Raw genomic sequence first — 20,708 nt, 5'->3', positions numbered from 1 at the left:
CTTGAATGGTTATGACTGAGTTCCGTTCAGCAACTAAAGCAGAGTCTGAATTATTTCAGGGGAATGAAATCTCCGGCCAGGTAGGCTGTTTTTATTGTTCAGTTGATCGTGCCTTTGAAGATATTCATGAACCTAGACGGTTGTTGTGGTTTTGCAAGTCGATTGAGAGAGAGGCTTTTTCAGGAGGTGTTTAGTGGGTGTTGGCGTGTGGCAGGGTGTCAGCCGTTATTCGAAAAGTTCTCCAATCCATTCAAGGCGATGAGAAATTTAATTGATGTAGTTTAAATATTGTTTTTTCAGCGTAATGAGAAACTGTTTCAACTGGTTTGATTAGCAAGCTACTTAGGTGGTGGCTATGTGGCATTATTTTTTGTTATTTGAGTTATTGCGGCCGGCTATAAGTGTTCTCGATAGTTGAGCGATTTGCTGGGTTAGTTATCTTTAAGCTTGTAAGTACACACTGAAAGAAAGATCCGAATGAAAGCCGATTTGTTCAAATCTTTCGACAACCTCCATTCGGACTAGGCAAGCCTGACGATTCTGTCGCGCACCGCCCGGACCAGACTTGCTACTCAAAGGAGCACCACTTCACGGGTGCTCCGCCAGACGAGTAGAAGGCGCCGCGATGGAGTTTGCATTCAGCGACGAACAGGAAATGATCCGTGAATCGGCCGAAAGTTTTCTGGCAGATGTCTCGGATTCTGCCGCCGTGCGCGCGGCGATGATCAGTGAACGGGGTTTCGACGAGGCGCTGTGGCAGCGTCTGTGCAGCGAGATGTACTGGCCCGCGATTCATATTCCCGAAGCCTATGGCGGTCTGGGGCTCGGTTTTGTTGAGTTGGGGATTCTGCTGGAACAGATGGGCCGGCGCTTGCTGTGTTCCCCTTTCTTTGCAACTGCCTGCATGGCTACTCCGGCGCTGATGCTGGCCGCTGACGATCAACAAAAGCAGCGCTGGCTGCCGTTGATTGCCGATGGCCGCGTCACCGCAGCGTTGGCGTTCAGCAGTGCCAACGGCCGGGCCGCCGAAGACGTGCAGGCCACGGTAGTGAAGGAGGGCGACGGTTTTGTGCTCAACGGCACCTTCAATCACGTGCTCGACGGGCATGGCGCTGACCTGCTGATCATCGCTGCGCGGCTGCCCGGATCTGTTGGCGAGGAAGGCATCAGCCTGTTCGCCGTAGACGCCGATCAACCCGGGATCGAACGGCAGATGTTGCCGACCATGGACCAGACCCGCCGTCAGGCACGGATTCGACTCAACGGCGTGTACCTCGACGCTCAATGCCTGCTCGGCGAGTTCGGCAAGGGCTGGCCGCACCTTGAGCGCGCACTGCAACTGGCCTGCATCGCCCTGGCCTGCGAACAGACCGGTGGCGCGCAACAGGTGCTGGATCTGAGCGTTGCCTACATGCAGGAGCGCCAGCAGTTCGGCCGACCGATCGCCAGTTTCCAAGCGCTCAAACACCGTGCCGCCGACATGATGCTGCAAGTGGAATGTGCGCGTTCGGCCAGTTATTACGCGGCCTGCGTCGCCCAGGAAGTGCTCGATCCCGAAGGCGATTCGCAGGTGGCCGGCGAGTTGCCGACAGCGGCAGCACTGGCCAAGGCCCATTGCTCGGAAACCTTCTTTCACTGCGCCTCGGAAGCCATTCAATTGCACGGCGGGGTCGGGTTCACCTGGGAATACGACGTGCACCTCTATTTCAAACGCGCCCGCGCCAGCGAGAGTTTTCTCGGGCTGCCGGCCTGGCATCTGGAGCGTATCGCCGAGGCGATTCTGGGGGAGCAGCCATGAAAATCAGTTTCAGCGAACACGATGAGCACTTCCGACAGGAAGTGGCCGACTGGTTGCGCGTCAACCTCAGCGGTGAGTTCGAAGCCCTGCGTTTTCGTGGCGGCCCCGGCGATGAACACATGTTCCCCGAGGAGCGCAAAGCCTGGGAACGCAAACTCGCCGAGGGCGGCTGGACCTGCGTGGGCTGGGCCCCGGAGCACGGTGGCCGTGGCCTGTCGATCAGCCAGCAAGTGATTTTCCACGAAGAGTACGCCCGCGCTGGCGGCCCGGGACGCATGGGCCATATCGGCGAAGGCTTGGCCGGCCCGACCATCGCCGCTTTCGGCAGCGCCGAACAGCAACAGCGCTTTTTGCCGGGCATCGTCAGCGGCACGGCGTTCTGGTGCCAGGGTTATTCGGAACCGGGCGCCGGGTCGGACCTCGCCAACGTCAAGACCCGGGCCACGCTGGATCAGGACGGCGGCAGCTGGATCATCAACGGGCAGAAAGTCTGGACTTCGCTGGCCCATGAATCGGACTGGTGCTTCGTGCTGGCCCGCACCGAGCCCGGCAGTGTCGGCCATCGCGGCCTGTCGTTCCTGCTGGTGCCGATGGCGCAGGCCGAAATCACGGTACGACCGATCGAGCAACTGACCGGCACCTCGGAATTCAATGAAGTGTTTTTCGACGACGCCCGCACCGAGGCCGCGAATATCGTCGGCCTGCCCGGCGAGGGCTGGAAGATCGCCATGGCGCTGCTCGGTTTCGAGCGCGGGGTGTCGACACTCGGCCAGCAGATGCAGTTTCACAATGAGTTGAACGAGATCATCGGCATCGCCCGGGCCAATGGCGCCGCGCGCGATCCGGTCCTGCGCCAGCGTCTGGCCCAGGCCTGGAGCGGTCTGCGGATCATGCGCTACAACTCGCTGCGCATGCTGTCGGGGGCGCAGGACGGTTCGCTGCGCAAGGAAGCCACCATCTACAAGCTGTTCTGGTCCACGTGGCACGCCAGCCTCGGCAAGCTGGCGATGGACGTCCTCGGCGCCGACGCCGAACTGCTCGAAGCCGCGCCTTACCAGCTCACGCGTCTGCAATCGCTTTACCTGTTCAGCCGCGCCGACACCCTCTACGGCGGCAGCAACGAGATCCAGCGCAACATCATCGCCGAGCGTGCCCTGGGCATGCCCAAAGAGCCACGCCTTTCTGTGTGATCAAGGAGTTCCCATGTCTGTTCCTCACTATGTTGCAGGCCACGGCCTGCTGCGTGGCAAGTCTGTACTGATCACCGCAGCGGCCGGCGCCGGTATCGGTTTTTCCGCCGCACTGCGGGCTGCCGAGGAGGGCTGTCGCGCCTTGATGATCAGCGATATCCATGAAGGGCGTCTGGCCGAAGCGGTGTTGAAAATCCGCGAAGCCAGCGGCCTGCAGCAAGTTTTCGGGCAAGTCTGCAACGTTGCCGACGAAGCCCAGGTGCAACAGCTGATCGCCTGCGCCGAGCGTGACCTTGAAGGCGTCGATGTGCTGATCAACAACGCCGGTCTCGGCGGTTCGGCGTTGCTGGTGGAGATGACCGATGAGCAGTGGAGCCGAGTCCTCGATGTGACGCTGACCGGCACCATGCGCATGACCCGCGCCATGCTGCCGAAGATGATGGAGCGCCGCGCCGGGGTCATCGTCAACAACGCGTCGGTGCTCGGCTGGCGAGCGCAGAAAGAGCAGGCGCACTACGCCGCTGCCAAGGCCGGAGTCATGGCGTTGACCCGCTGCGCAGCGGTCGAGGCCGCCGACTACGGGATCCGCATCAACGCGGTGAGCCCGAGCATTGCCTTGCACGATTTCCTGCGCAAATCCGCGCCGCAGGCCGTACTCGATCAACTGGCGGCCAACGAAGCCTTCGGCCGCGCCGCCGAAGTCTGGGAAGTGGCCAATGTGATGATGTTCCTGGCCAGCGACTACAGCTCCTACATGACCGGCGAAGTGTTGTCGGTCTCCAGCCAGAGGGCGTGACATGCCGCGTATTTTCGACACGCCTTTCGCCCTGCGCGATGCAGTGGGAGAAGAGTTGGGCGTCAGCGACTGGCTGTTGCTGGCGCAAGACCGGATCAATCAGTTCGCGGATGCCACGGGCGATCATCAGTGGATTCACGTCGATCCGCTCAAGGCTGCCAGCGGACCCTTTGGCGGCTGCATCGCCCACGGTTACCTGAGCCTGTCGCTGGTCAACCTGTTTCTGCCGCAGATCGTCGAGGTTCGCGGCATCGCCATGGGCGTCAACTATGGCTGCGAGCGCGTGCGCTTCCCCACGGTGGTGCCGGCGGGTGCCCGTGTGCGCGGTCGTGCGCAGTTGATGGCCGTCGACGAGGTCAAGGGCGGCATCCAGGCGACCATCCGCGTCAGCGTCGAGATCGACGGCGAAGAACGCCCCGGCTGCGTGGTCGACACCATCAGCCGCTACTACCCGCAAGATTCAGCAGCACCTTCGAGGAGTCCCGCATGAAAGAAGCCGTCATCGTTTCGACCGCCCGTACCCCGATCGGCAAAGCCTTTCGCGGTGCATTCAACGACACCGAAGCGCCGCTGCTTGGCGGCCATGTGGTGCGCGAAGCCGTGCGCCGGGCCGGCATCGAGCCCGGTGAAGTGGACGACGTGATCATCGGCGCGGCGGCGCAGCAGGGCACGCAGTCCTATAACCTCGGCCGACAGTGCGCGATTGCCGCCGGTTTACCGTTTTCCGTGTCGGGCATGGCCGTCGAACGCCAATGTTCCTCGGGGCTGATGAGCATCGCCATGGCTGCGAAAAGCATCATGTGCGACGAAATCGACATCGCGGTGGCCGGTGGCCTGGAATCGATTTCGCTGGTGCAGAACAAGCACAAGAACCTCTATCGCAACCAGTCCGGGGCGGTGCTCGAACGCGATCCGCACGCTTACATTCCGATGATTGAAACCGCCGAGATCGTCGCCGCCCGCTACGGCATCAGCCGCGAGGAACAGGACGAGTACAGCTACCAGAGTCAGGTACGTACCGCGCTGGCCCAGAGTGCCGGGTTGTTCGACCGGGAACTGGCGCCAATGACCAGCCGCAAGGCGATTTTTGACAAGGCCACGGGCGAAACCCGCTTTGAAACCCTCAGCCTGCAACGCGACGAGTGCAACCGCGTCGACACCACCCGCGAAAATCTCGCCGCACTGGAACCGGTCTGGGCCGGCGGCGAATGGACCGAGAAGGGCCGTTTCATCACCGCCGGTAACGCCTCGCAGCTGTCCGACGGCGCATCGGCCTCGGTGTTGATGAGCGCCAAACTGGCCGAGAAACGCGGGCTGGAGCCCTTGGGGATTTATCGTGGGATGGCCGTCGCGGGTTGCAACTCCGATGAAATGGGCATTGGCCCGATCTACGCCATTCCGAAGTTGCTCAAGCGTCAGGGCCTGACCATGGATCACATCGGCCTGTGGGAGCTGAACGAAGCGTTTGCCTGTCAGGTGCTGTATTGCCGCGACACGCTGGGCATTCCCCAGGAGCGGTTGAACGTCAACGGCGGGGCGATTGCGCTGGGGCATCCGTTCGGCATGTCCGGGGCGCGGATGGTCGGCCATGCCTTGATCGAAGGTCAGCGCCGTGGTTTGCGTTACGTCGTGGTGAGCATGTGCATCGGTGGCGGCATGGGCGCTGCAGCACTGTTCGAGGTGGTCTGAATGATCAGTGCACAGCAGATTCAAACCACCATGGCCCGCTACGTAGAATTGGTGGACGCCGGCGACATCGACGGGATTCTTGCGCTGTACGGTGAGGATGCGACGGTTGAGGACCCGGTCGGTCAGCCGCCCATTCAGGGCCTCGCGGATATCGAGCGTTTCTACCGCCAGGGCCTGGGCGCGAGCAAGGTGTCGGCCACGTTGACCGGCCCGGTGCGTGCGACGTTGAACGGTTGTGGGGCGATGCCGTTCCGGGTCGACATGCAGTGGGCGGGGCAACCGTGCTCGCTGCATGTGATTGACGTGATGGAATTCGATGACGACGGCAAGATCCGCTCGATGAAAGCCTATTGGAGCGAAGCCAATATCGGCCCGCAGTTCTGATTCGGGTTGCAGGCTGCGAAGTATCGCAGCCTGCAACCTGATTCATTGCGCGATGCCGTTTTCGTAATAGACCTTGAGATTCTCGGCAATCTGCCGCACGACCTTGTCGAACGCCTTGCCCAGCAGTTTTTCCATCAGCCTGCCACCGCGCAGGCTGTAGTGCATCTGGGTAGTCATGCGGCTGAATTCACCCTCGCGCTGCAAGGCATAACTGAAGCTGGCTTCGCGAAACGGGAAGGGCGCGCCGGCGCTCGCCTTGTGCAGCACCAGGACAAAACCGACCCCGTCCTGCCATTGCACAACGCTTTCATCCAGCCATTGACCGCCTTTGCGAAACACCCGGCGAGTGGCGCCAAGCCCTTCGATCGGCCCGGGATGGAGCTGGCAGCCGGTGAGCCCCGGCACGTAATGGGGTGCAAGGCGCAGATCCCGCAGTTTGGCCCAGGCGGCGGGCGGGGTCAGTTCGAGCAGAACGCTGTGGCAGGCAATCGCCGGCATGCTGGATTTCCTTCTTTTTAAGATTTAGTGGGGCTGGGCAGCGTCGAGAAACGCCGGGCGTTCGCCACCTCCGTGCACAGTGATGTCCGCGCCGCTGACATAGCGCGCCAGAGGGGAGGCGAGGTACAGGCAGGTGTCGCCGATGTCTTCCGGCGCCGCCAGGCGTTGTAGCGGAATGGTAGCGGCAACACGGGCAATACCTGCGTCATCACCGTAATGCAGGGCGGCCTGTTCGGTAAGGATCAGCCCGGCCGTGACCGCGTTGACCCGCACTTTCGGCGCCCATTCCACGGCCAGCGAGCGGGTCAGGTTCAACAATCCGGCCTTGGCCGCACCATAAGCTGCCGTGCCCGGGGACGGACGAACCGCGCTGACGCTGCAGATATTGATGATTGCACCGCCGTCGTCCTGCGCCTGCATCACCCGATTGGCCTGCTGAGAGAGATTCAGCGGCGCCAACAGGTTCAGGCGAATGATCGCTTCGCTGAAGCGCGGCGAGGCGCTGGCGGCGTCGGCATTGGGCGAGCCACCGGCATTGTTGATCAGCACGTCGAGCCGGCCAAAACGTTCGACGATGGTTTCGATCAGCCGACCCGACTGCTCGACGTCACGCAGATCGCACGGCAGGAACACCGCTTCGCGTCCTGCGCCAGAAGGCATTGATTCCGGAGCCTCGCGACCACAGATCACCACTTCGGCGCCGCCGTCGAGAAAACGCTGGCTGATGCCCCGACCAGCCCCTTTGCCGCCCCCGGTGACCAGCACCACTTTGCCGCGAAAATCCAGCGCATCCAGCATGGAACAACCTCGTTCAGTCAAAGATCAACGCCCTCGATGCTAGGTGTGCGGCCCCCGGCGGCCAACGTCCGAAAAGACTAGGGCGGCTAGTCCTGTCGGACGATGTTGCTGGCCCGGCCTGCGCAAATAATCCGGCTACAACAATAGCCGGGAGCACACCTTATGAGCGCAATGGCGCAAGGGCACTTCGTTACGCTGCCGCAGGGGTTGCGGCTGCATTACTTGGACATCGGCGGGCAGGGCGCCGGCAGCGGCGAGACGGTGGTGTTCATCCACGGCAGCGGGCCCGGGGCCAGCGGCCACAGCAATTTCAAACAGAACTACCCGCTGTTCGTCACTGCCGGTTATCGCGTCATCGTGCCTGACCTGCCGGGTTATGGCGCGTCCGACAAGCCGGACACCCTCTACACCCTGGACTTTTTCGTCACCGCCCTGAGCGGTCTGCTCGATGCCCTGGATATCCAGCGCTGCGTGTTGGTGGGCAACTCATTGGGCGGTGCCATCGCCATCAAACTGGCCCTGGACCAGCCGCAACGGGTCAGCCGACTGGTATTGATGGCGCCGGGCGGGCTGATGGACAAGGAGCAGTATTACCTGCAGATGGAAGGCATCCAGAAAATGGGCGCGGCATTTGCCCGAGGCGAATTGCACGACGCGGACGGCATGCGCCGTTTGCTGAGCCTGCAATTGTTCGATGAGTCGTTGATCAGTGCCGAAACCGTCAATGAACGGGTCGCCGTGGTACGCGAGCAACCGGTCTGCGTGCTGTCGACCATGCAAGTGCCGAACATGACCGAGCGCCTGAAGGAGTTGCAGTGCCCGATCCTTGGGTTCTGGGGCATGGACGATAAATTCTGCCCGGTGTCGGGTGCGCAAACGATGATGCAGCACTGCCAGAACATCCGGTTTGTGCTGCTCAGCGAGTGCGGGCATTGGGTGATGGTCGAGTACCGCGAGCTGTTCAATCGCGAATGCCTGTTCTTCTTTCAGGAAGGTCAGCGATGAGCGCGGCATTGCGTCGCCAGTTCGGCGAAGAGTTGTATCAGGCACTGTTGCAGGGCAACACCGTGGCCCCGCTGACCGAGCGCTGGCCGTCGATCAGTATCGAAGACGCCTACCACGTTTCGCTCTATTGCATCGAGCGTCGGGTCGCGGCCGGTGACCAAATCGTCGGCAAGAAGATCGGCGTGACGTCGGCAGCGGTCCAGCGAATGCTCAACGTGCATCAGCCGGATTTCGGTTTCATCACCCGGCAGATGTCGTTTGCCAATGACGCGCAGATCTCCCTGTCGGCCAACCGGCTGATCCAGCCCCGTGCCGAGGGCGAGATCGCGTTCAGGCTCAAGCACGACCTGATCGGCCCCGGCGTGACCGAAGCCGACGTGATGGCGGCGACCGAATACGTCACGCCGTGCTTCGAGATCGTCGACTCGCGGATCCACGACTGGCGTATCCGCATTCAGGACACCGTCGCCGATAACGCCTCGTGCGGCGTGTTTGTGCTCGGCGATGTGCAAGCCGATCCTCGTGCGCTGGACCTGCCGAATCTGCACATGCGTGTATTCAAGAACGACGAACCGCTGAGCGAAGGTCTGGGCTCGGCCGTACAGGGCAACCCGTTGACGGCGGTCGCGTGGCTGGCCAACACCCTGGGTGCCTTCGGCATTCCGTTCAAGGCCGGGGAGCTCATTCTCTCAGGCTCTCTGGTTCCGCTTGAGCCTGCCCGTGCGGGCGACCGCTTTTCTCTGACCATCGATGGCCTGGGCTCTGCCCGGGTGTCTTTCTGCGCCTGACCCGTGGGGTTTAACCGGATGAACAAGAAACTCAGAGCGGCCATTATCGGCCCGGGAAACATTGGCACTGACCTGCTGATGAAAATGTGTCGGTCCGAATGGATCGAACCCGTGTGGATGGTCGGCGTCGACCCCGAGTCCGAGGGCCTCAAGCGCGCCCGTGAACTGGGAGTGAAAACAACCGCCGGCGGCGTGGACGGGCTGCTGCCCCATGTGCTCGACGATGATATTCGTATCGCTTTCGATGCGACCTCGGCCTACGTCCACGAGCAGAACAGCCGCAAGCTCAACGAGCTCGGGGTGATCATGATCGACCTCACGCCGGCGGCCATCGGCCCGTTCTGCGTGCCGCCGGTCAACCTCAAGGAACACGCGGCGTCGCTGGCAATGAACGTCAACATGGTCACCTGCGGTGGTCAGGCAACCATCCCGATGGTCGCGGCGGTGTCGCGGGTGCAATCGGTCAGTTACGGCGAGATTGTCGCCACCGTGTCGTCTGGCTCGGTCGGCCCGGGCACCCGGCAGAACATCGACGAGTTCACCCGGACCACGGCCGGCGCGGTCGAGAAGATCGGCGGCGCCCGTCGCGGCAAGGCGATTATCGTCATCAACCCGGCCGAGCCGCCGCTGATGATGCGCGACACCATCCACTGCCTGACGGACGACGAGCCGGATCAGCAGCGGATTCGCGCCTCGGTGCTGCAGATGGTCGAGGAAGTGCAGCGCTATGTGCCCGGTTACAAGCTGATCAACGGCCCGGTGTTCGATGGCCGCAAGGTGTCGATTTTCATCGAGGTGGAAGGCCTCGGGGATTTCCTGCCCAAGTCCGCCGGCAACCTCGACATCATGACCGCCGCCGGCCTGCGCACTGCCGAAATGTTCGCCGAAGAAGCCCACAAGGGCGCCCTGCAACTGCCCGCCCGTTAAGTGGAGAATGACCATGAATCTGCAAGGTAAACGCGTTCGTCTGCACGACATGAGCCTGCGCGACGGCATGCACGCCAAACAGCATCAGATCAGTCTGGACCAGATGATCGCCGTAGCCACCGGCCTTGATGAGGCCGGCGTGCCGCTGATCGAAATCACCCATGGCGACGGCCTGGGCGGTGCGTCGCTGAACTACGGAGTGCCGGCCCACAGCGACGAGGAATACTTTTCGGCGGTGATTCCGCGCCTGCGCCAGGCGAAAGTCTCGGCGCTGTTGTTGCCCGGCATCGGTACCCTCGATCATCTGCGCATGGCCCATGAGCACGGGGTTTCGACCATCCGCGTCGCCACCCACTGCACCGAGGCCGACGTCTCCGGCCAGCACATCGGCATGTCCGCGAAAATGGGCCTCGACACCGTCGGTTTCCTGATGATGGCCCACATGGTCAGCGCAGAAAAACTGCTGGAACAGGCGCGGTTGATGGAGAGTTATGGCGCCAACTGCATTTACTGCACCGACTCGGCGGGCTACATGCTCCCGGACGAGGTCAGCGAGAAAATCGGCGTGTTGCGCGCAGGCTTGAACGCTGCGACCGAAGTGGGCTTTCACGGCCACCACAACCTGGGCATGTCGATTGCCAACTCCCTGGCCGCGATCGAAGCGGGTGCTGCGCGTATCGACGGCTCGGCGGCGGGTCTTGGGGCCGGTGCGGGCAACACGCCGCTGGAAGTGTTCGTTGCGGTGCTGGAGCGGATGGGCGTTGAAAGCGGCGTCAATCTGTACGGGATCATGGACGTCGCCGAAGACCTGATCGTGCCGATGATGGACCAGCCGATCCGCCTCGACCGCGATGCCCTGACGCTGGGATACGCCGGGGTTTACAGCTCGTTCCTGCTGTTTGCCAAACGTGCGGAGAAAAAGTACCTGGTCGCCGCCCGCGAACTGCTGGTGGAGTTGGGGCGGCGTGGCACCGTTGGCGGTCAGGAAGACATGATCGAAGACCTGGCGCTGACCCTGTCCCGGGCGCGCGGCTTCCTGCCGACCTGATCCTCGGCAGATAACAAAAAACACCGGCGCTGCTTGCAGGCCGGTGTTTTTTTATGGGGGCAGATTTATGGGAGCAGATTGCGCACCAGCGGCGGGTAGCAGTTGACCGCCGTGCTCGAACAACCGAGGAGCGCAGTGCTCGGTCGATAGGCTTCGTTTCTGAACAACTGACACAGGCTGACGGAACTGCCGACGCAGACGATCAGGAGCAGGGCGCAGGTGGAATTACGCATCGCGGGCCTCATACGGTTTTTTATTGTTGTAGAGGCAAGGTAGGGCGGCGCGAGATATTCGGCTTCGTCTGAATGGACTAGTCAGGCAAATAAGCCATCGCCCGGGCGGACGATGGCGCGGGATGGGTGTCAGCCGAGGGTGGCCACGCTGCGCAGGATCAGGCGCACGAGCATGGTCTGGCGGGTTACGCCGGTCTTGGAGAAGGTCGAGCGCAGGTGGGCGCGCGCGGTGTTGCGGCTGATGCCCAGTTCTTCCGAGGCTTCGTCGAGGGTCAGCCCGTTGGCCAGCAACATGGCCAGTTGGGTCTCGGCCGGTGTGAAGTCAAACAGGGCGCGGACGATCTCCTGGGGCGCGGTGGACTGTTGCTCCGGGTCGCTGATGAAAATCACCACGGTCGGGCACTGTTTGCCTTCGCTCCACTCCGACAGCGGCACCGAGCGCACGATGATGCCCAAGTCAGCCCGCCCGGACGGCCGTTGCACGCGCAGCGCCTCGACCATCGACGGGTTGCTGCTTTTCTGCGAGAGCAGCGACTGTTTGACCAAGCGGCGAAACTCTTGCGTGTCGCGGTCCGTACCGACCTGCAGGCCATCGTTGACCAGTTTGATGCCGTCCCTTTCCTGGATCAACCGGTCGGCCACCTGGTTGGTCTGCAGCACTTTGCCGGCTTCGTCGAGGATGATCGTGCCGACCGCCATCTGATTCACCGCGCCGGCGTAGAGGTTGCGTTCGACCTCGATGCGGTTGAGCTGCATGTGAACCTTGATCGAGCGCTCGAGGTGCGGAATGAAATGCGCGAGCAGGGTTTTCTCTTCATCGCCAAAAGGCTTGTCATCCCGGCCGCGACTGATGCGGATCCGGCACTGGGCGCCGTCGCAGGTGTTGATGTCGGCGCCGAGGATATGGAACACGTCCACCGCTTCGAGGAAGTTCTTGTAGAACTCGGATTTCTGCCAGTCATCGCTGGAGACGAATTCGGCGAGGGTCACCACCTGGCGGTTGGGCAGGCCGACGAAGGGGTCGAGGGTGAAAAAGTGCGTGTTGTACGAGGCGACCGCTTCGGTCGAGGTGCCGGTAGTGTTGACCATCAGTCCGTCCACATGGGTGCTGGGCGGCCGCAGGATGAAGGTCACGTACTTGCTTTTCAGGTAAACGTTGAGCTGGTTGAGAAAGGTCGCCCAGGGAATGGTTTCCAGCGGCCCCTGATACAGGTTGCCGATGAGATCGCTGAACGTGTCGAGGCTGAGGCTCTGCTGCATGGGAAACCCGTTCTTATTATTAGTGGTTTGCGGTGCCCGAGAATAAGCGCCTGTATCGACCACTTGCAACGCCCGGGCACGAGGCCTGACCGGCGGCGGCCGGCCAGGCGCAAAATTGCGACAGCCCCGTGATCAGGCCTGTTCGCGGGCCCGCACGATGAACTCTTTCTGGTCCTGCACATCCGCTGAAAGCAGACCGACGTCGGTGTAGAACTGCTCGTACCAGCGCCGCAATTGATAGACCGGGCCATCGCCATCGCAGAGCAACGGGTTATCGACGCGGGTCTTGCTGTGCCAGATCGACACGTCTTCGTAAAAGGCTTCCTGGGCCTGTTGCACATAGGCCTTGGCCATTGCCTGATTCTGTTCTTCGCTCAAGCCCGGGATCTTTTTCACCAGCACGCCGTAGCGCAGGGTGAAGCTGTCGAGGTCGATCGGCACATGGCAGTTGAGCAGGATCGAGTGGATCGGCTGACCGTTCATGGCACCGGTCATTTCGGTGATCTGGTAGGCCGGCCCGTAATAGGTGGCCACGGTGCTCAACGCGCTGTCGCCGGACAGCCGCTCGCTGCGAGCGCTCATGATCTGCGTGGCGAGATGGCCTTCGAACACGTTGCTGAAGGCCTCGACCGGAGCGCCGTGTACCGTGCCGAAGTGCGCCATGTCGGCGACGTTGTCGATCAGTTCGCGGCAGTTGGTGTCGATCTGCAATTCAGCGACCTCCCACTCGGCCCATTCGTCGCTGAAGCAGGCGTCAATGCGCGGGATGCGTTGCTCGGGCAGCGGCGGGTTGCCTTCGGGGTCGTTCCAGACGAACAGCAGATGGTTTTCCTCCATCAGCGGCCAGCTCTTGAGCTTGGCCCGTGGCGGAATGCGCTTGGCGTAGGGAATGTCATCGCAAACGCCGTCGGCGCCCCAGCGCCAGGCGTGGAAAGGGCAGCGAATCGAATTGCCTTCGATGCAACCGGTGCTGAGGTCGGCGCCCATGTGCGGGCAATAACCGTCGAGAATGTGCAGCTCGCCGTCCTCGCCCTGAAACGCTACCAACCGGGTGCCGAACACGTCCAGACGGTGGGCCTTGCCGTCGCGGTAGCGGGCGGCCAGGCCCAGGCAGTGCCAGCCGCGTGCGTAGCGGTCTTCCAGCAGTTTGGCTTCGATACGGTGCAGGGTACTCATCTTGTTATTCTCCCAGGTTCACGGGTTTGAGCTTGCTGGAGATTCTGCCGCCCCTGTAGAAGCGGGCATCGTCTGAATGGACGATGGCCGGCCGACTGGCGCCCGCTCTACTGACGCCATCGGACTTTTGTCAGGAGCAGACAATGAATGAGCAATCAGGGCCGGTCGCGGTCATTACCGGTGCCGGCAGTGGCATCGGCCGGGGGCTGGCCGAGCATGCGGCCAAGTTGGGGATGCGCCTGGTGCTGGCCGATCTCGATGCGTCGCGGCTGGAGAACCTCTGCGCTGAACTGCGAAGCGGCGGAGCGCAGGCCGTCGCCTGTGTCACCGATGTCGGCGATCTGGAACAGGTGGAGCGCTTGCGCGATGTCGCCCTCGATCAGTTTGGCGGGGTCGATCTGTTGTTCAACAATGCCGGGGTGATGCAGACCGGCCACAGCTGGGAAATCACCGCGCAGCAGTGGCAGCGCATGCTCGACGTCAATCTTTGCGGGGTCATCAACGGCATTCGCTGTTTCGTGCCGTTGTTTTTACGTCAGGGCCGCGCGGCCCATGTGATCAACACCGCGTCACTGGCCGGTCTGCTCAGCAGCCCGTTGATGGCGCCTTACAACGTGACCAAGCAGGCGGTGGTCGCGCTGTCGGAAACCCTGCACTACGAATTGACCCTGCTCGGTGCACCTGTGTCGGTTTCTGTCGTGTGTCCGGGGCCGGTGGCCAGTGAAATCATGGCCTCCAACCAAGTGGTCGACGGCGCCGGTTCGTCCTTCAGCCAATTGCTCGACAGCAGCATCCGTCAAGGCATGACGCCTGCGGTACTCGCAGAACAGGTGTTCGCCGCCATCGCCGAAAAGCGCTTCTGGGTCTTTCCCCACAAAGGCTTCAAAGTGGCCCTGCAGCAACGGGTGCAGAGCATCCTGGAAGAGTCCAACCCACAATTCAAAATGTCCGATGTAGAGGAAGATGCCCATGCCGCTCGATAAACAGATCGCGCTGATACTCCAGCAATTCAGCGACCTGCCGGCACCCGATTACAGTCAACTCGATGCTGCGCACTATCGGCAGTTCTGCGACAACATGCAGCCGGCGATACCGGGCGTGCCGATGATCGAAGTGCGTAACTTGCGGGTCGAGGGTGCGATTGGCGAACTGGATGCGCGTCTGTATCGGCCGTCGAAAGAGGGCAATCTGCCGTTGCTGGTGTATTTCCATGGCGGCGGTTTTGTCGTCGGTAACCTCGACACTCACGACAACCTGTGCCGCTCGCTGGCCCACCTGACCGACGCCGTGGTGGTGTCGGTGGCTTATCGCCTGGCGCCGGAACACCCGTTCCCGGCGGCGCCGCTGGATTGCTACCGGGCGACCTGCTGGCTGGTGGAACACGCGGCGCAACTGGGCGTCGATGGCAGCCGGCTCGCGGTGGCGGGGGACAGCGCCGGGGGCAATCTGGCATTGGCGGTCAGTCAGTTGGCGGTGCAACGGCAGGGGCCGAAGATCCGCTATCAATGCCTGTTCTATCCCGTCACCGACGCCCGTTGCGACAGCCATTCCTACCGGGAATTTGCCGATGGTTTCTTCCTTACCGGCGCCATGATGAACTGGTTCTGGCAGCAGTATTTGCAGGAAGACGGGCAGGGTGATGATCCGCTGGCTTCGCCATTGCGTGCCGGAAGCGTGGCGCATTTGCCGCCGACGACCCTGATCACCGCCGAATTCGATCCGCTGCGTGACGAAGGCGAGGCGTTCGCCGAGCGCTTGCGTGCAGCCGAAGTTCCCGTGCGCGTGCAGCGCTGTGAAGGGATGATTCACGGTTTCATCAGCATGGCGCCGTTTGTCGAAGGTGCCGCCCAGGTGTTGTCCGAAGCGGCCGCCGACCTGCGCGAGGCGCTGCAATGAGTCTGGCGTTCGACAGTGTGCCGCAACTGCTCGAAGCCATCGCGGCGGGACAGATGGTGGTCATCACCGATGACGAAAACAACGCTGAAGGCTCACTGCTGATGGCCGCCGAACGGGTCGGGGCCGAGGCGGTAACCTTCATGGCAGTACAGGCGCGCGGCTTGATCTGCCTGGCACTGACCGAGCAGCGCTGCCGCGAGCTGGGGCTGGACCTGATGGTGCCCCATTCGCGGGCGCAGCATGGCGTGGGGTTTACCCGTTCGATCGAGGCCGCAACCGGTGTATCCACGGGGATCAGTACTGCCGACCGGGCGCGCTCGATTCAGGTGGCAGTCGACCCGGCCAGTGGCCCGGCGGATCTGGTGCAACCGGGGCATATCTTTCCGGTGCAGGCCTTGCCCGGTGGCGTCATGCAGCGGGCCGGGCATGTCGAGGCGGCGTGCGACCTGACCCGCCTCGCGGGCCTGCAACCGGCGGCGACACTGGTGGGCATTCTCGACGAGGACGGCGAACTGGCCCGTGGCGAGCAGTTGCACGAATTCGCCCGCCGCCATGGCCTGCGCATCGGCAGCATCGCCGAGCTGATTCACTACCGCATTCTTCACGAAGGCACGATCGAACGCGGTGAGGCCTATCCCTTGCTGACCCGCCACGGCGAGTTCCAGGTGACGGCGTATCAGGACACTTATCAAGGCGCGCTGCATCTGGCGCTGGTCAAAGGCCGGATCGACAGCACTCAACCGGTGCTGGTGCGGGTGCAAGGCATCGAAACCCTGCGCGATGCCCTGGGCTGCGAAAGCGAAAACGGACCGCAGCAATGGACCCTTGAACGTTCGCTGGCGTGCATCGCGGCGGCCGAATGCGGTGTGCTGGTGTTATTGGCGCAGAAAGAAACCGCTGAAGGTGTGCTCGAGCAATTGCGTCAGCGCAGCGGTGGCAAGTCGCGGCCGCCGCATTTTCCGCATCGTACGTTGGGCATCGGCGCGCAGATACTGCGTGATCAGAACGTGCGCAAGATGCGCCTGATGAGTTCTCCAGTGCCCTACAAAGCGGTGTCGGGGTTCGATCTCGAAGTCACTGAATTCATCCCGTTCCAATCCGCCGTCTGAAAACCGTTCAACCCCTGCGGGTGATGACCTGCAGGGGTTGTGTCGTTTCAAGGCTGGACGCTTTTGAGCATTTTCTTCGCCTGATCCTGCACCGCCGGCGGCGCGCTCATATTGCCGGCGATCACCGTAATCACTGCATGTCCCTGCCACAGCTGATACGCATCGGCCTGCTGCTGAGTGGCCGTAGGTTTTGGCGGTGCGACCAGATTGACGTGAACCGAGCCGTCGGCACCGCGCTGTGAGGTGAAGTTCACCCGGTCCCAATTGCCGATCGGGGCAAAACTCACGCCTTTGACTTGATTGGCAGGCAACGCCGGGTAGTTGAGGTTCAGCCCGTTAACGCCCGGCAACCCGAGCACATTCAGTTTGCAGCGGTGTTTGGCGCAGCTCTGGTGAGCCTGTTCGATGACTTTCACTGCAAACTTCGCGGTGTCGTCCATGGCGCCCAGGGTCTTGCGGTAGCCGGCCTGCTGGTCGCGCATGATCAGGTCCATGTCGATGGCCGTCGACACCGCCACGGCCGGAACGCCTTTGAACATGGCCCGAACCGCCGCATTCAACGTCCCGGACATCTGCGTCAGCGGGCCGACGTTCTCACCGAAGTTGATGCCTGACACTACCAGATCCGGTGGCGTGTCCTTGAGCAGCACATCCAGCCCCACGTTGACCGCATCCACCGGCGTGCCGATGGCCGAGGTCTTGCCGGTCGGCGGGGTGTAGCCCTCGGGCGGGCCGACGCAGAATCTGCCGGGCGCAAGCTCGGTCACCGCCAAGGCCTGGCCTGGCACCACGACGCTGGCGGCGCTGATGCCGCTGCTGTCGTTCAACGGGCCGACCAGGGTGACGGTGTGCCCGGCGGCGGTCAGTGCGCGGTACATCGCATCGATGCCGGGGGCGCGGCAGCCATCGTCGTTGGTCAGCAGAATGTTCAGGGCGCTGGCCTGCGTCGACAAACCGAGGCCGGCCACGGCGAGGGCCGCAGTGAGCAACTTATTCATGGGCAGTTTCCGTAAAGGTGCAGATTGAAAAAAGCACAACGCCCCGACCGAATGAATCGGTCAGGGCGTCATGGGTTCAGCGGGTACCGAGTTTGCGCAGGTTGCCAGGGGTGAATTCGTCTTCGGAGAAGGCGGTGGCATTGAGCTTCGCAGGCTTTTGATCGACCAGCAGACGGTCAACCAGATAAGAGCCGGCGATCAGGTCATGGTAGATGCCGAGGCGTGCGTGGTAGCGCTCGATGTCGTAGGCGTAGACCGAGGTCTGCATGTTGGTACGCCACAACTGGCCACGGGCATCGTAGTTGTCGGCCATGGTCGCGGACCAGGTGTCTTCGTCGAGGTACAACACACGTTTGGCGTAGACGTGGCGGGCGCCTTCCTTGAGCGTTGCCTGCAACACCCAGACTCGGTGTTTTTCGTAGCGCATGTACTGCGGATCGACGTGGCCGGTGGTCGACAGGATTTGGTCGGCCGTCACGCTCGGGTCGTCGATCTTGTAGTTGTGGTACGGAATGTAGAGTTCCTTTTTGCCGACGATGGTCCAGTTGTAGCGGTCCGGCGCACCGTTGAACAAGCGGTCTTCGTCGTACACCCGGAAGCCGCCGGCGCCGGTCGGCGAGTCATAGCCGACAGTGGGGGCGCGACGAACGCGGCGCTGGCCGGGGCTGTACTGCCAGGCCTGACGCGGCGAGGCTGTCGGGTTGATGAACTCGTGACCGACGACGATCTCGCCTTTCTTGCGCACCGGTTCCAGGGTGGTGATCAGGAAGTTGGTCAGGATGCCGTTGGCGCTGTCGAGGTTCTTGTCCGGGCTGGACCAGATCGAGAAGATCTTATAGTTGACCTCTTCGAGCACTTTTTCCTTGTTGGCGTACACCACCGCCTGGCCATAGTTGGCCTCTTCGGTGTTGGCGCGTCCTTGCAGGGTGTGGTTGAACATCAACTCGCTGCCGTTTTTCGGAATCGGAAACGGCGAGGCGCCCCAGGCGTTCTTGGTGTCGTTGTTGTCGTTGTCGAGTTCGGCGGTCACCGCGTTTTTCTTGATCAGGTCTTCCAGACGCTGATCGGCGCGGAAGTCGCGATGGCTCGGGTACACCGGGATCTTGAATGTTTCCGGGTAGCGCTTGAGCAGCGCTTTCTCACCGTCGGACAGGTTATCGGTGTACTTGTCCATGTTCTTCGAGTCGATCACGAACAGCGGTTTTTCCGCCGCGTACGGGTCCGGGTACGGCGTGCCGGGCCCCGCAAATTTCAGACCCGGTGGCAGACCACGCCACTTGCCGCTCCAGGCCGGAATGCTGCCGTCGGCGTTGCCAGCCTTTTCGGCGCCCATCGGGGTCAGGTCCTGGCCCAGTCGCGCGGCCTCTTCGGGGCTGACCTTGGCGTAGGTCAGACCACTGCCGAACAGGCCGACAGTCAGCGCCGTGCTCAATAACGTTTGGGTGAATCGAGACATGCTGTGCTCCTCCGACAGGGGAATCAGAACCGGTATTTGAAGTTGAGGGCGACGTTGTCGCGGTCGGCCAACGGGCTGTTGTTGGCATTGCCCAGGTAGGCGTTGTAACGGGCTTCGACGGTGAAGTTGCCCAGGTAGCGCCACGAGCTGCCGATGCTGGCGCGGTCGTCGCCTTCGCCCTGGTTGATCGAGCCGACAATCGAGCTGTCGCCGTGGGCAGCGGTGCTGTAGGTGATCGGCACTGACATGTCCCAGCCGCTGAACACGTCGTTGTAATCGAAGCTGACCTGCGCGGTGTAACCCCAGGCTTCGCGGTCGTAGACCAGACTGTCGGTGCCCGGCAACGTGAAGCCCGGCGCCAGGGTCACCGGCGCTGACTTGTCGTTGCTGATCACGGTGTTGTAGACGACTTCGCCGGTCAGGGTGGTGTTGTCGGCGAACGAGGTCGGGCCGAGCACGTAGATCATCGACGACTGCGCTTGCATGGTCTTGCCGCGTACCGCGCTGGAGAAGCCGTTGTTGACCATCACCGGCGCACCGTCGCGGTAGCTGACTTCACCGGCCCAGCTGACATCGCCGATCACCGTGGAGAAACTGGCGCCGAACAGGTCGATGTTGTCGAAGTACACCGCACGGTAGCGACCCAGCTCGGACTGGAAGTCCAGCGACGGCGTCTTGTCGTGATAACGCGAGTAGTAAATGCCGAACTCGGTGTTGTTCAGCGACTCGGCGGCGTAGGTGAAGGCCACACCGTACTGGCCCTGATTGCTCGGTTTGTCGTTGGCCAGACGCGTCACGAAACCGCTGGCGTCGTTGTAGCCGCCCTCGTCGATGTAGTCGGTGGTGGAGAAGTAGCTGCCGACCCCGAACAACTGGGTCTTTTCCCATTTGTATTGGTAGTAGGCCTGGATATCGAGGCTGTCGGTCAGGCTGAACTGGGTGAACAGTTGCCCGACCGGCAGGAGGATTTCCTTGACCTCGACCCCCGGCGTGGTCGACTTGGTCGCGTCCACCGGGCTCTGCGCCGCCGAAATGCCGGGGTAGAACAGGCTTTCACCCCAGCTGACCACCTGATTACCCAGCCGCGCATTGAGGTTGTGCCCACCCAGATCCCAGGTGCCGTAGGCGTAGTAATCGAGCATGCGCAGTTCGTTGCGGTGCTGATCGATGGTGTCCTGGGAGAAACGGTCCGGCCGGTTGCAATGACCACCGGCAAAACAGTTCGAGGTGCCGGTGTTGTTGTCGTTGTCCTGATCGTAGACGTTGTCGTAGAAGCCCGTGGCTCGTACGAACACGCCGTAATCGTCCTGCCATTTGATGTTGGCTTCGGTGAGGAAACCGGCGCGGTTGTTGATCAGGCTGCCTTTGGAAAACGCATTGTCGCCGTCATTGGCGTCGGCGTTGGCCGTCAGTTTGTGATCGCGTGCCTCGGTCCGCCAGGCGAGGCTGTAGGTCAGCGTGGTGTCCCAGTCGACGCTCAGATCTTCGCTCGGCTGGAAGGTCATCGCGCTGGCCTGGCTGCCCAGTCCACCGGCCAGCAACAACACGGCCAGCTGTACGCGAGGGTGTAGCGATTGTGGGGCGATTATTGTTTTTATCATGTCGTCCTCATGCCCAGGTCGGACCTGCCCGACCTGCATTTCAGGGGGGAAGTGGTGC

At 62.1% G+C, this 20,708-nt stretch carries 21 protein-coding genes; 13 read left to right on the top strand and 8 right to left on the bottom strand.

All coding sequences use genetic code 11. The features are described 5' to 3' along the window. Nucleotides 1-625 precede the first annotated feature (625 nt). The 6 genes from IF199_RS15750 to IF199_RS15725 are packed head-to-tail and all read left to right on the top strand — an operon-like array spanning nt 626 to nt 5,857. Entirely contained in the window at nt 626-1,798 is a 1,173-nt protein-coding gene (locus IF199_RS15750) for an acyl-CoA dehydrogenase family protein (RefSeq protein ID WP_192558037.1), read from the top strand. Next, nucleotides 1,795-2,988: an acyl-CoA dehydrogenase family protein gene (locus IF199_RS15745; protein ID WP_192558036.1), complete on the top strand. Its 1,194-nt coding sequence runs from the start codon at nt 1,795-1,797 to the stop codon at nt 2,986-2,988. The genes IF199_RS15750 and IF199_RS15745 overlap by 4 nt, the downstream gene beginning before the upstream one ends. Before the next feature lie 13 nt (nt 2,989-3,001). Next, a complete protein-coding gene (locus IF199_RS15740; protein WP_192558035.1) occupies nt 3,002-3,784 on the top strand; it encodes an SDR family oxidoreductase in 783 nt (260 codons plus the stop codon). A 1-nt stretch (nt 3,785) separates the two neighbouring features. Continuing rightward, a complete protein-coding gene (locus IF199_RS15735; protein WP_192558034.1) occupies nt 3,786-4,274 on the top strand; it encodes a MaoC family dehydratase in 489 nt (162 codons plus the stop codon). Beyond that, a complete protein-coding gene (locus IF199_RS15730) occupies nt 4,271-5,473 on the top strand; it encodes an acetyl-CoA C-acyltransferase (RefSeq protein WP_192558033.1) in 1,203 nt (400 codons plus the stop codon). The genes IF199_RS15735 and IF199_RS15730 overlap by 4 nt, the downstream gene beginning before the upstream one ends. Next, nucleotides 5,474-5,857 (top strand): steroid Delta-isomerase, encoded by a 384-nt coding sequence (locus tag IF199_RS15725; RefSeq protein ID WP_192558032.1) that lies wholly within the window; start codon nt 5,474-5,476, stop codon nt 5,855-5,857. Between the two features lie 42 nt (nt 5,858-5,899). On the opposite strand, the gene IF199_RS15720 is transcribed toward IF199_RS15725, so the two are convergent. Together IF199_RS15720 and IF199_RS15715 are read right to left on the bottom strand one after the other, a co-directional pair. After that, nucleotides 5,900-6,355 carry an SRPBCC family protein gene (locus IF199_RS15720; RefSeq protein ID WP_192558031.1) on the bottom strand — a complete coding sequence of 152 codons (456 nt, stop codon included), beginning with the start codon at nt 6,353-6,355 and terminating at the stop codon, nt 5,900-5,902. A 24-nt stretch (nt 6,356-6,379) separates the two neighbouring features. Further along, entirely contained in the window at nt 6,380-7,153 is a 774-nt protein-coding gene (locus tag IF199_RS15715; protein ID WP_192558030.1) for an SDR family oxidoreductase, read from the bottom strand. A gap of 162 nt (nt 7,154-7,315) precedes the next feature. Here IF199_RS15715 and IF199_RS15710 point away from each other — a divergent pair, with 162 nt between their 5' ends. From IF199_RS15710 to dmpG, 4 genes are read left to right on the top strand one after another with little or no spacing between them, the layout of a single operon-like run. Beyond that, nucleotides 7,316-8,158, top strand: coding sequence for an alpha/beta fold hydrolase (locus IF199_RS15710; RefSeq protein ID WP_192558029.1), 843 nt, complete (start codon nt 7,316-7,318; stop codon nt 8,156-8,158). Then, complete coding sequence (locus tag IF199_RS15705; RefSeq protein ID WP_192558028.1) at nt 8,155-8,946, top strand: fumarylacetoacetate hydrolase family protein; 792 nt, start codon at nt 8,155-8,157, stop codon at nt 8,944-8,946. Before IF199_RS15710 ends, IF199_RS15705 begins: the two co-directional genes overlap by 4 nt. An 18-nt stretch (nt 8,947-8,964) precedes the next feature. Then, complete coding sequence (locus tag IF199_RS15700) at nt 8,965-9,873, top strand: acetaldehyde dehydrogenase (acetylating) (RefSeq protein ID WP_114883154.1); 909 nt, start codon at nt 8,965-8,967, stop codon at nt 9,871-9,873. 13 nt (nt 9,874-9,886) lie between these two features. Continuing rightward, nucleotides 9,887-10,921, top strand: coding sequence for a 4-hydroxy-2-oxovalerate aldolase (dmpG, locus tag IF199_RS15695; protein ID WP_192558027.1), 1,035 nt, complete (start codon nt 9,887-9,889; stop codon nt 10,919-10,921). Nucleotides 10,922-10,986: 65 nt separating this feature from the next. Here the strand turns inward: dmpG and IF199_RS15690 are convergent, their stop codons facing one another. The 3 genes from IF199_RS15690 to IF199_RS15680 form a co-directional block, all read right to left on the bottom strand. Next, nucleotides 10,987-11,154, bottom strand: a complete 168-nt coding sequence (locus IF199_RS15690; RefSeq protein WP_176504869.1) for a hypothetical protein — start codon at nt 11,152-11,154, stop codon at nt 10,987-10,989. A 129-nt stretch (nt 11,155-11,283) separates the two neighbouring features. Continuing rightward, on the bottom strand, nt 11,284-12,414 hold the full coding sequence (locus IF199_RS15685; protein ID WP_192558026.1) for a helix-turn-helix transcriptional regulator: 1,131 nt from the start codon (nt 12,412-12,414) through the stop codon (nt 11,284-11,286). A gap of 132 nt (nt 12,415-12,546) precedes the next feature. After that, nucleotides 12,547-13,590 (bottom strand): 3-ketosteroid-9-alpha-monooxygenase, oxygenase component, encoded by a 1,044-nt coding sequence (locus IF199_RS15680; RefSeq protein WP_192558025.1) that lies wholly within the window; start codon nt 13,588-13,590, stop codon nt 12,547-12,549. A 143-nt stretch (nt 13,591-13,733) separates the two neighbouring features. Between IF199_RS15680 and IF199_RS15675 the strand changes: the two genes are divergently transcribed. The 3 genes from IF199_RS15675 to IF199_RS15665 are packed head-to-tail and all read left to right on the top strand — an operon-like array spanning nt 13,734 to nt 16,595. Further along, nucleotides 13,734-14,573, top strand: coding sequence for an SDR family NAD(P)-dependent oxidoreductase (locus IF199_RS15675; protein ID WP_192558024.1), 840 nt, complete (start codon nt 13,734-13,736; stop codon nt 14,571-14,573). Further along, nucleotides 14,560-15,486: an alpha/beta hydrolase gene (locus IF199_RS15670; protein ID WP_192558023.1), complete on the top strand. Its 927-nt coding sequence runs from the start codon at nt 14,560-14,562 to the stop codon at nt 15,484-15,486. The genes IF199_RS15675 and IF199_RS15670 overlap by 14 nt, the downstream gene beginning before the upstream one ends. Then, the gene (locus IF199_RS15665) at nt 15,483-16,595 is read left to right on the top strand and encodes a 3,4-dihydroxy-2-butanone-4-phosphate synthase (RefSeq protein WP_192558022.1); all 1,113 of its coding nucleotides are present in this window, start codon (nt 15,483-15,485) and stop codon (nt 16,593-16,595) included. Before IF199_RS15670 ends, IF199_RS15665 begins: the two co-directional genes overlap by 4 nt. A 47-nt stretch (nt 16,596-16,642) precedes the next feature. On the opposite strand, the gene surE is transcribed toward IF199_RS15665, so the two are convergent. The 3 genes from surE to IF199_RS15650 all read right to left on the bottom strand — a co-directional run bounded on the left by surE (nt 16,643) and on the right by IF199_RS15650 (nt 20,650). Next, complete coding sequence (gene surE, locus IF199_RS15660) at nt 16,643-17,593, bottom strand: 5'/3'-nucleotidase SurE (RefSeq protein ID WP_192558021.1); 951 nt, start codon at nt 17,591-17,593, stop codon at nt 16,643-16,645. A gap of 76 nt (nt 17,594-17,669) precedes the next feature. Beyond that, nucleotides 17,670-19,049: a DUF1329 domain-containing protein gene (locus tag IF199_RS15655; protein ID WP_192558020.1), complete on the bottom strand. Its 1,380-nt coding sequence runs from the start codon at nt 19,047-19,049 to the stop codon at nt 17,670-17,672. A 23-nt stretch (nt 19,050-19,072) separates the two neighbouring features. After that, nucleotides 19,073-20,650: a DUF1302 domain-containing protein gene (locus tag IF199_RS15650; RefSeq protein WP_192558019.1), complete on the bottom strand. Its 1,578-nt coding sequence runs from the start codon at nt 20,648-20,650 to the stop codon at nt 19,073-19,075. Nucleotides 20,651-20,708 lie beyond the last annotated feature (58 nt).

This window comes from Pseudomonas allokribbensis, from assembly GCF_014863605.1.
GTDB lineage: Bacteria > Pseudomonadota > Gammaproteobacteria > Pseudomonadales > Pseudomonadaceae > Aquipseudomonas > Aquipseudomonas allokribbensis.
Note: the sequence above shows the minus strand (reverse complement) of the source record. Positions and strands in the feature narration are given on the sequence as shown.

What these genes read in the sequence shown, in the direction of transcription:
- surE (WP_192558021.1), bottom strand. Translation starts at nt 17,593, where the DNA reads ATGAATAAGTTGCTCACTGCGGCCCTCGCCGTGGCCGGCCTCGGTTTG.
- IF199_RS15710 (WP_192558029.1), top strand. Translation starts at nt 7,316, where the DNA reads ATGAGCGCAATGGCGCAAGGGCACTTCGTTACGCTGCCGCAGGGGTTG.
- IF199_RS15690 (WP_176504869.1), bottom strand. Translation starts at nt 11,154, where the DNA reads ATGCGTAATTCCACCTGCGCCCTGCTCCTGATCGTCTGCGTCGGCAGT.
- IF199_RS15735 (WP_192558034.1), top strand. Translation starts at nt 3,786, where the DNA reads ATGCCGCGTATTTTCGACACGCCTTTCGCCCTGCGCGATGCAGTGGGA.
- IF199_RS15685 (WP_192558026.1), bottom strand. Translation starts at nt 12,414, where the DNA reads ATGCAGCAGAGCCTCAGCCTCGACACGTTCAGCGATCTCATCGGCAAC.
- IF199_RS15655 (WP_192558020.1), bottom strand. Translation starts at nt 19,049, where the DNA reads ATGTCTCGATTCACCCAAACGTTATTGAGCACGGCGCTGACTGTCGGC.
- IF199_RS15715 (WP_192558030.1), bottom strand. Translation starts at nt 7,153, where the DNA reads ATGCTGGATGCGCTGGATTTTCGCGGCAAAGTGGTGCTGGTCACCGGG.
- IF199_RS15720 (WP_192558031.1), bottom strand. Translation starts at nt 6,355, where the DNA reads ATGCCGGCGATTGCCTGCCACAGCGTTCTGCTCGAACTGACCCCGCCC.
- IF199_RS15740 (WP_192558035.1), top strand. Translation starts at nt 3,002, where the DNA reads ATGTCTGTTCCTCACTATGTTGCAGGCCACGGCCTGCTGCGTGGCAAG.
- IF199_RS15665 (WP_192558022.1), top strand. Translation starts at nt 15,483, where the DNA reads ATGAGTCTGGCGTTCGACAGTGTGCCGCAACTGCTCGAAGCCATCGCG.
- IF199_RS15730 (WP_192558033.1), top strand. Translation starts at nt 4,271, where the DNA reads ATGAAAGAAGCCGTCATCGTTTCGACCGCCCGTACCCCGATCGGCAAA.
- IF199_RS15745 (WP_192558036.1), top strand. Translation starts at nt 1,795, where the DNA reads ATGAAAATCAGTTTCAGCGAACACGATGAGCACTTCCGACAGGAAGTG.
- IF199_RS15675 (WP_192558024.1), top strand. Translation starts at nt 13,734, where the DNA reads ATGAATGAGCAATCAGGGCCGGTCGCGGTCATTACCGGTGCCGGCAGT.
- IF199_RS15705 (WP_192558028.1), top strand. Translation starts at nt 8,155, where the DNA reads ATGAGCGCGGCATTGCGTCGCCAGTTCGGCGAAGAGTTGTATCAGGCA.
- IF199_RS15750 (WP_192558037.1), top strand. Translation starts at nt 626, where the DNA reads ATGGAGTTTGCATTCAGCGACGAACAGGAAATGATCCGTGAATCGGCC.
- IF199_RS15725 (WP_192558032.1), top strand. Translation starts at nt 5,474, where the DNA reads ATGATCAGTGCACAGCAGATTCAAACCACCATGGCCCGCTACGTAGAA.
- dmpG (WP_192558027.1), top strand. Translation starts at nt 9,887, where the DNA reads ATGAATCTGCAAGGTAAACGCGTTCGTCTGCACGACATGAGCCTGCGC.
- IF199_RS15670 (WP_192558023.1), top strand. Translation starts at nt 14,560, where the DNA reads ATGCCGCTCGATAAACAGATCGCGCTGATACTCCAGCAATTCAGCGAC.
- IF199_RS15700 (WP_114883154.1), top strand. Translation starts at nt 8,965, where the DNA reads ATGAACAAGAAACTCAGAGCGGCCATTATCGGCCCGGGAAACATTGGC.
- IF199_RS15650 (WP_192558019.1), bottom strand. Translation starts at nt 20,650, where the DNA reads ATGATAAAAACAATAATCGCCCCACAATCGCTACACCCTCGCGTACAG.
- IF199_RS15680 (WP_192558025.1), bottom strand. Translation starts at nt 13,590, where the DNA reads ATGAGTACCCTGCACCGTATCGAAGCCAAACTGCTGGAAGACCGCTAC.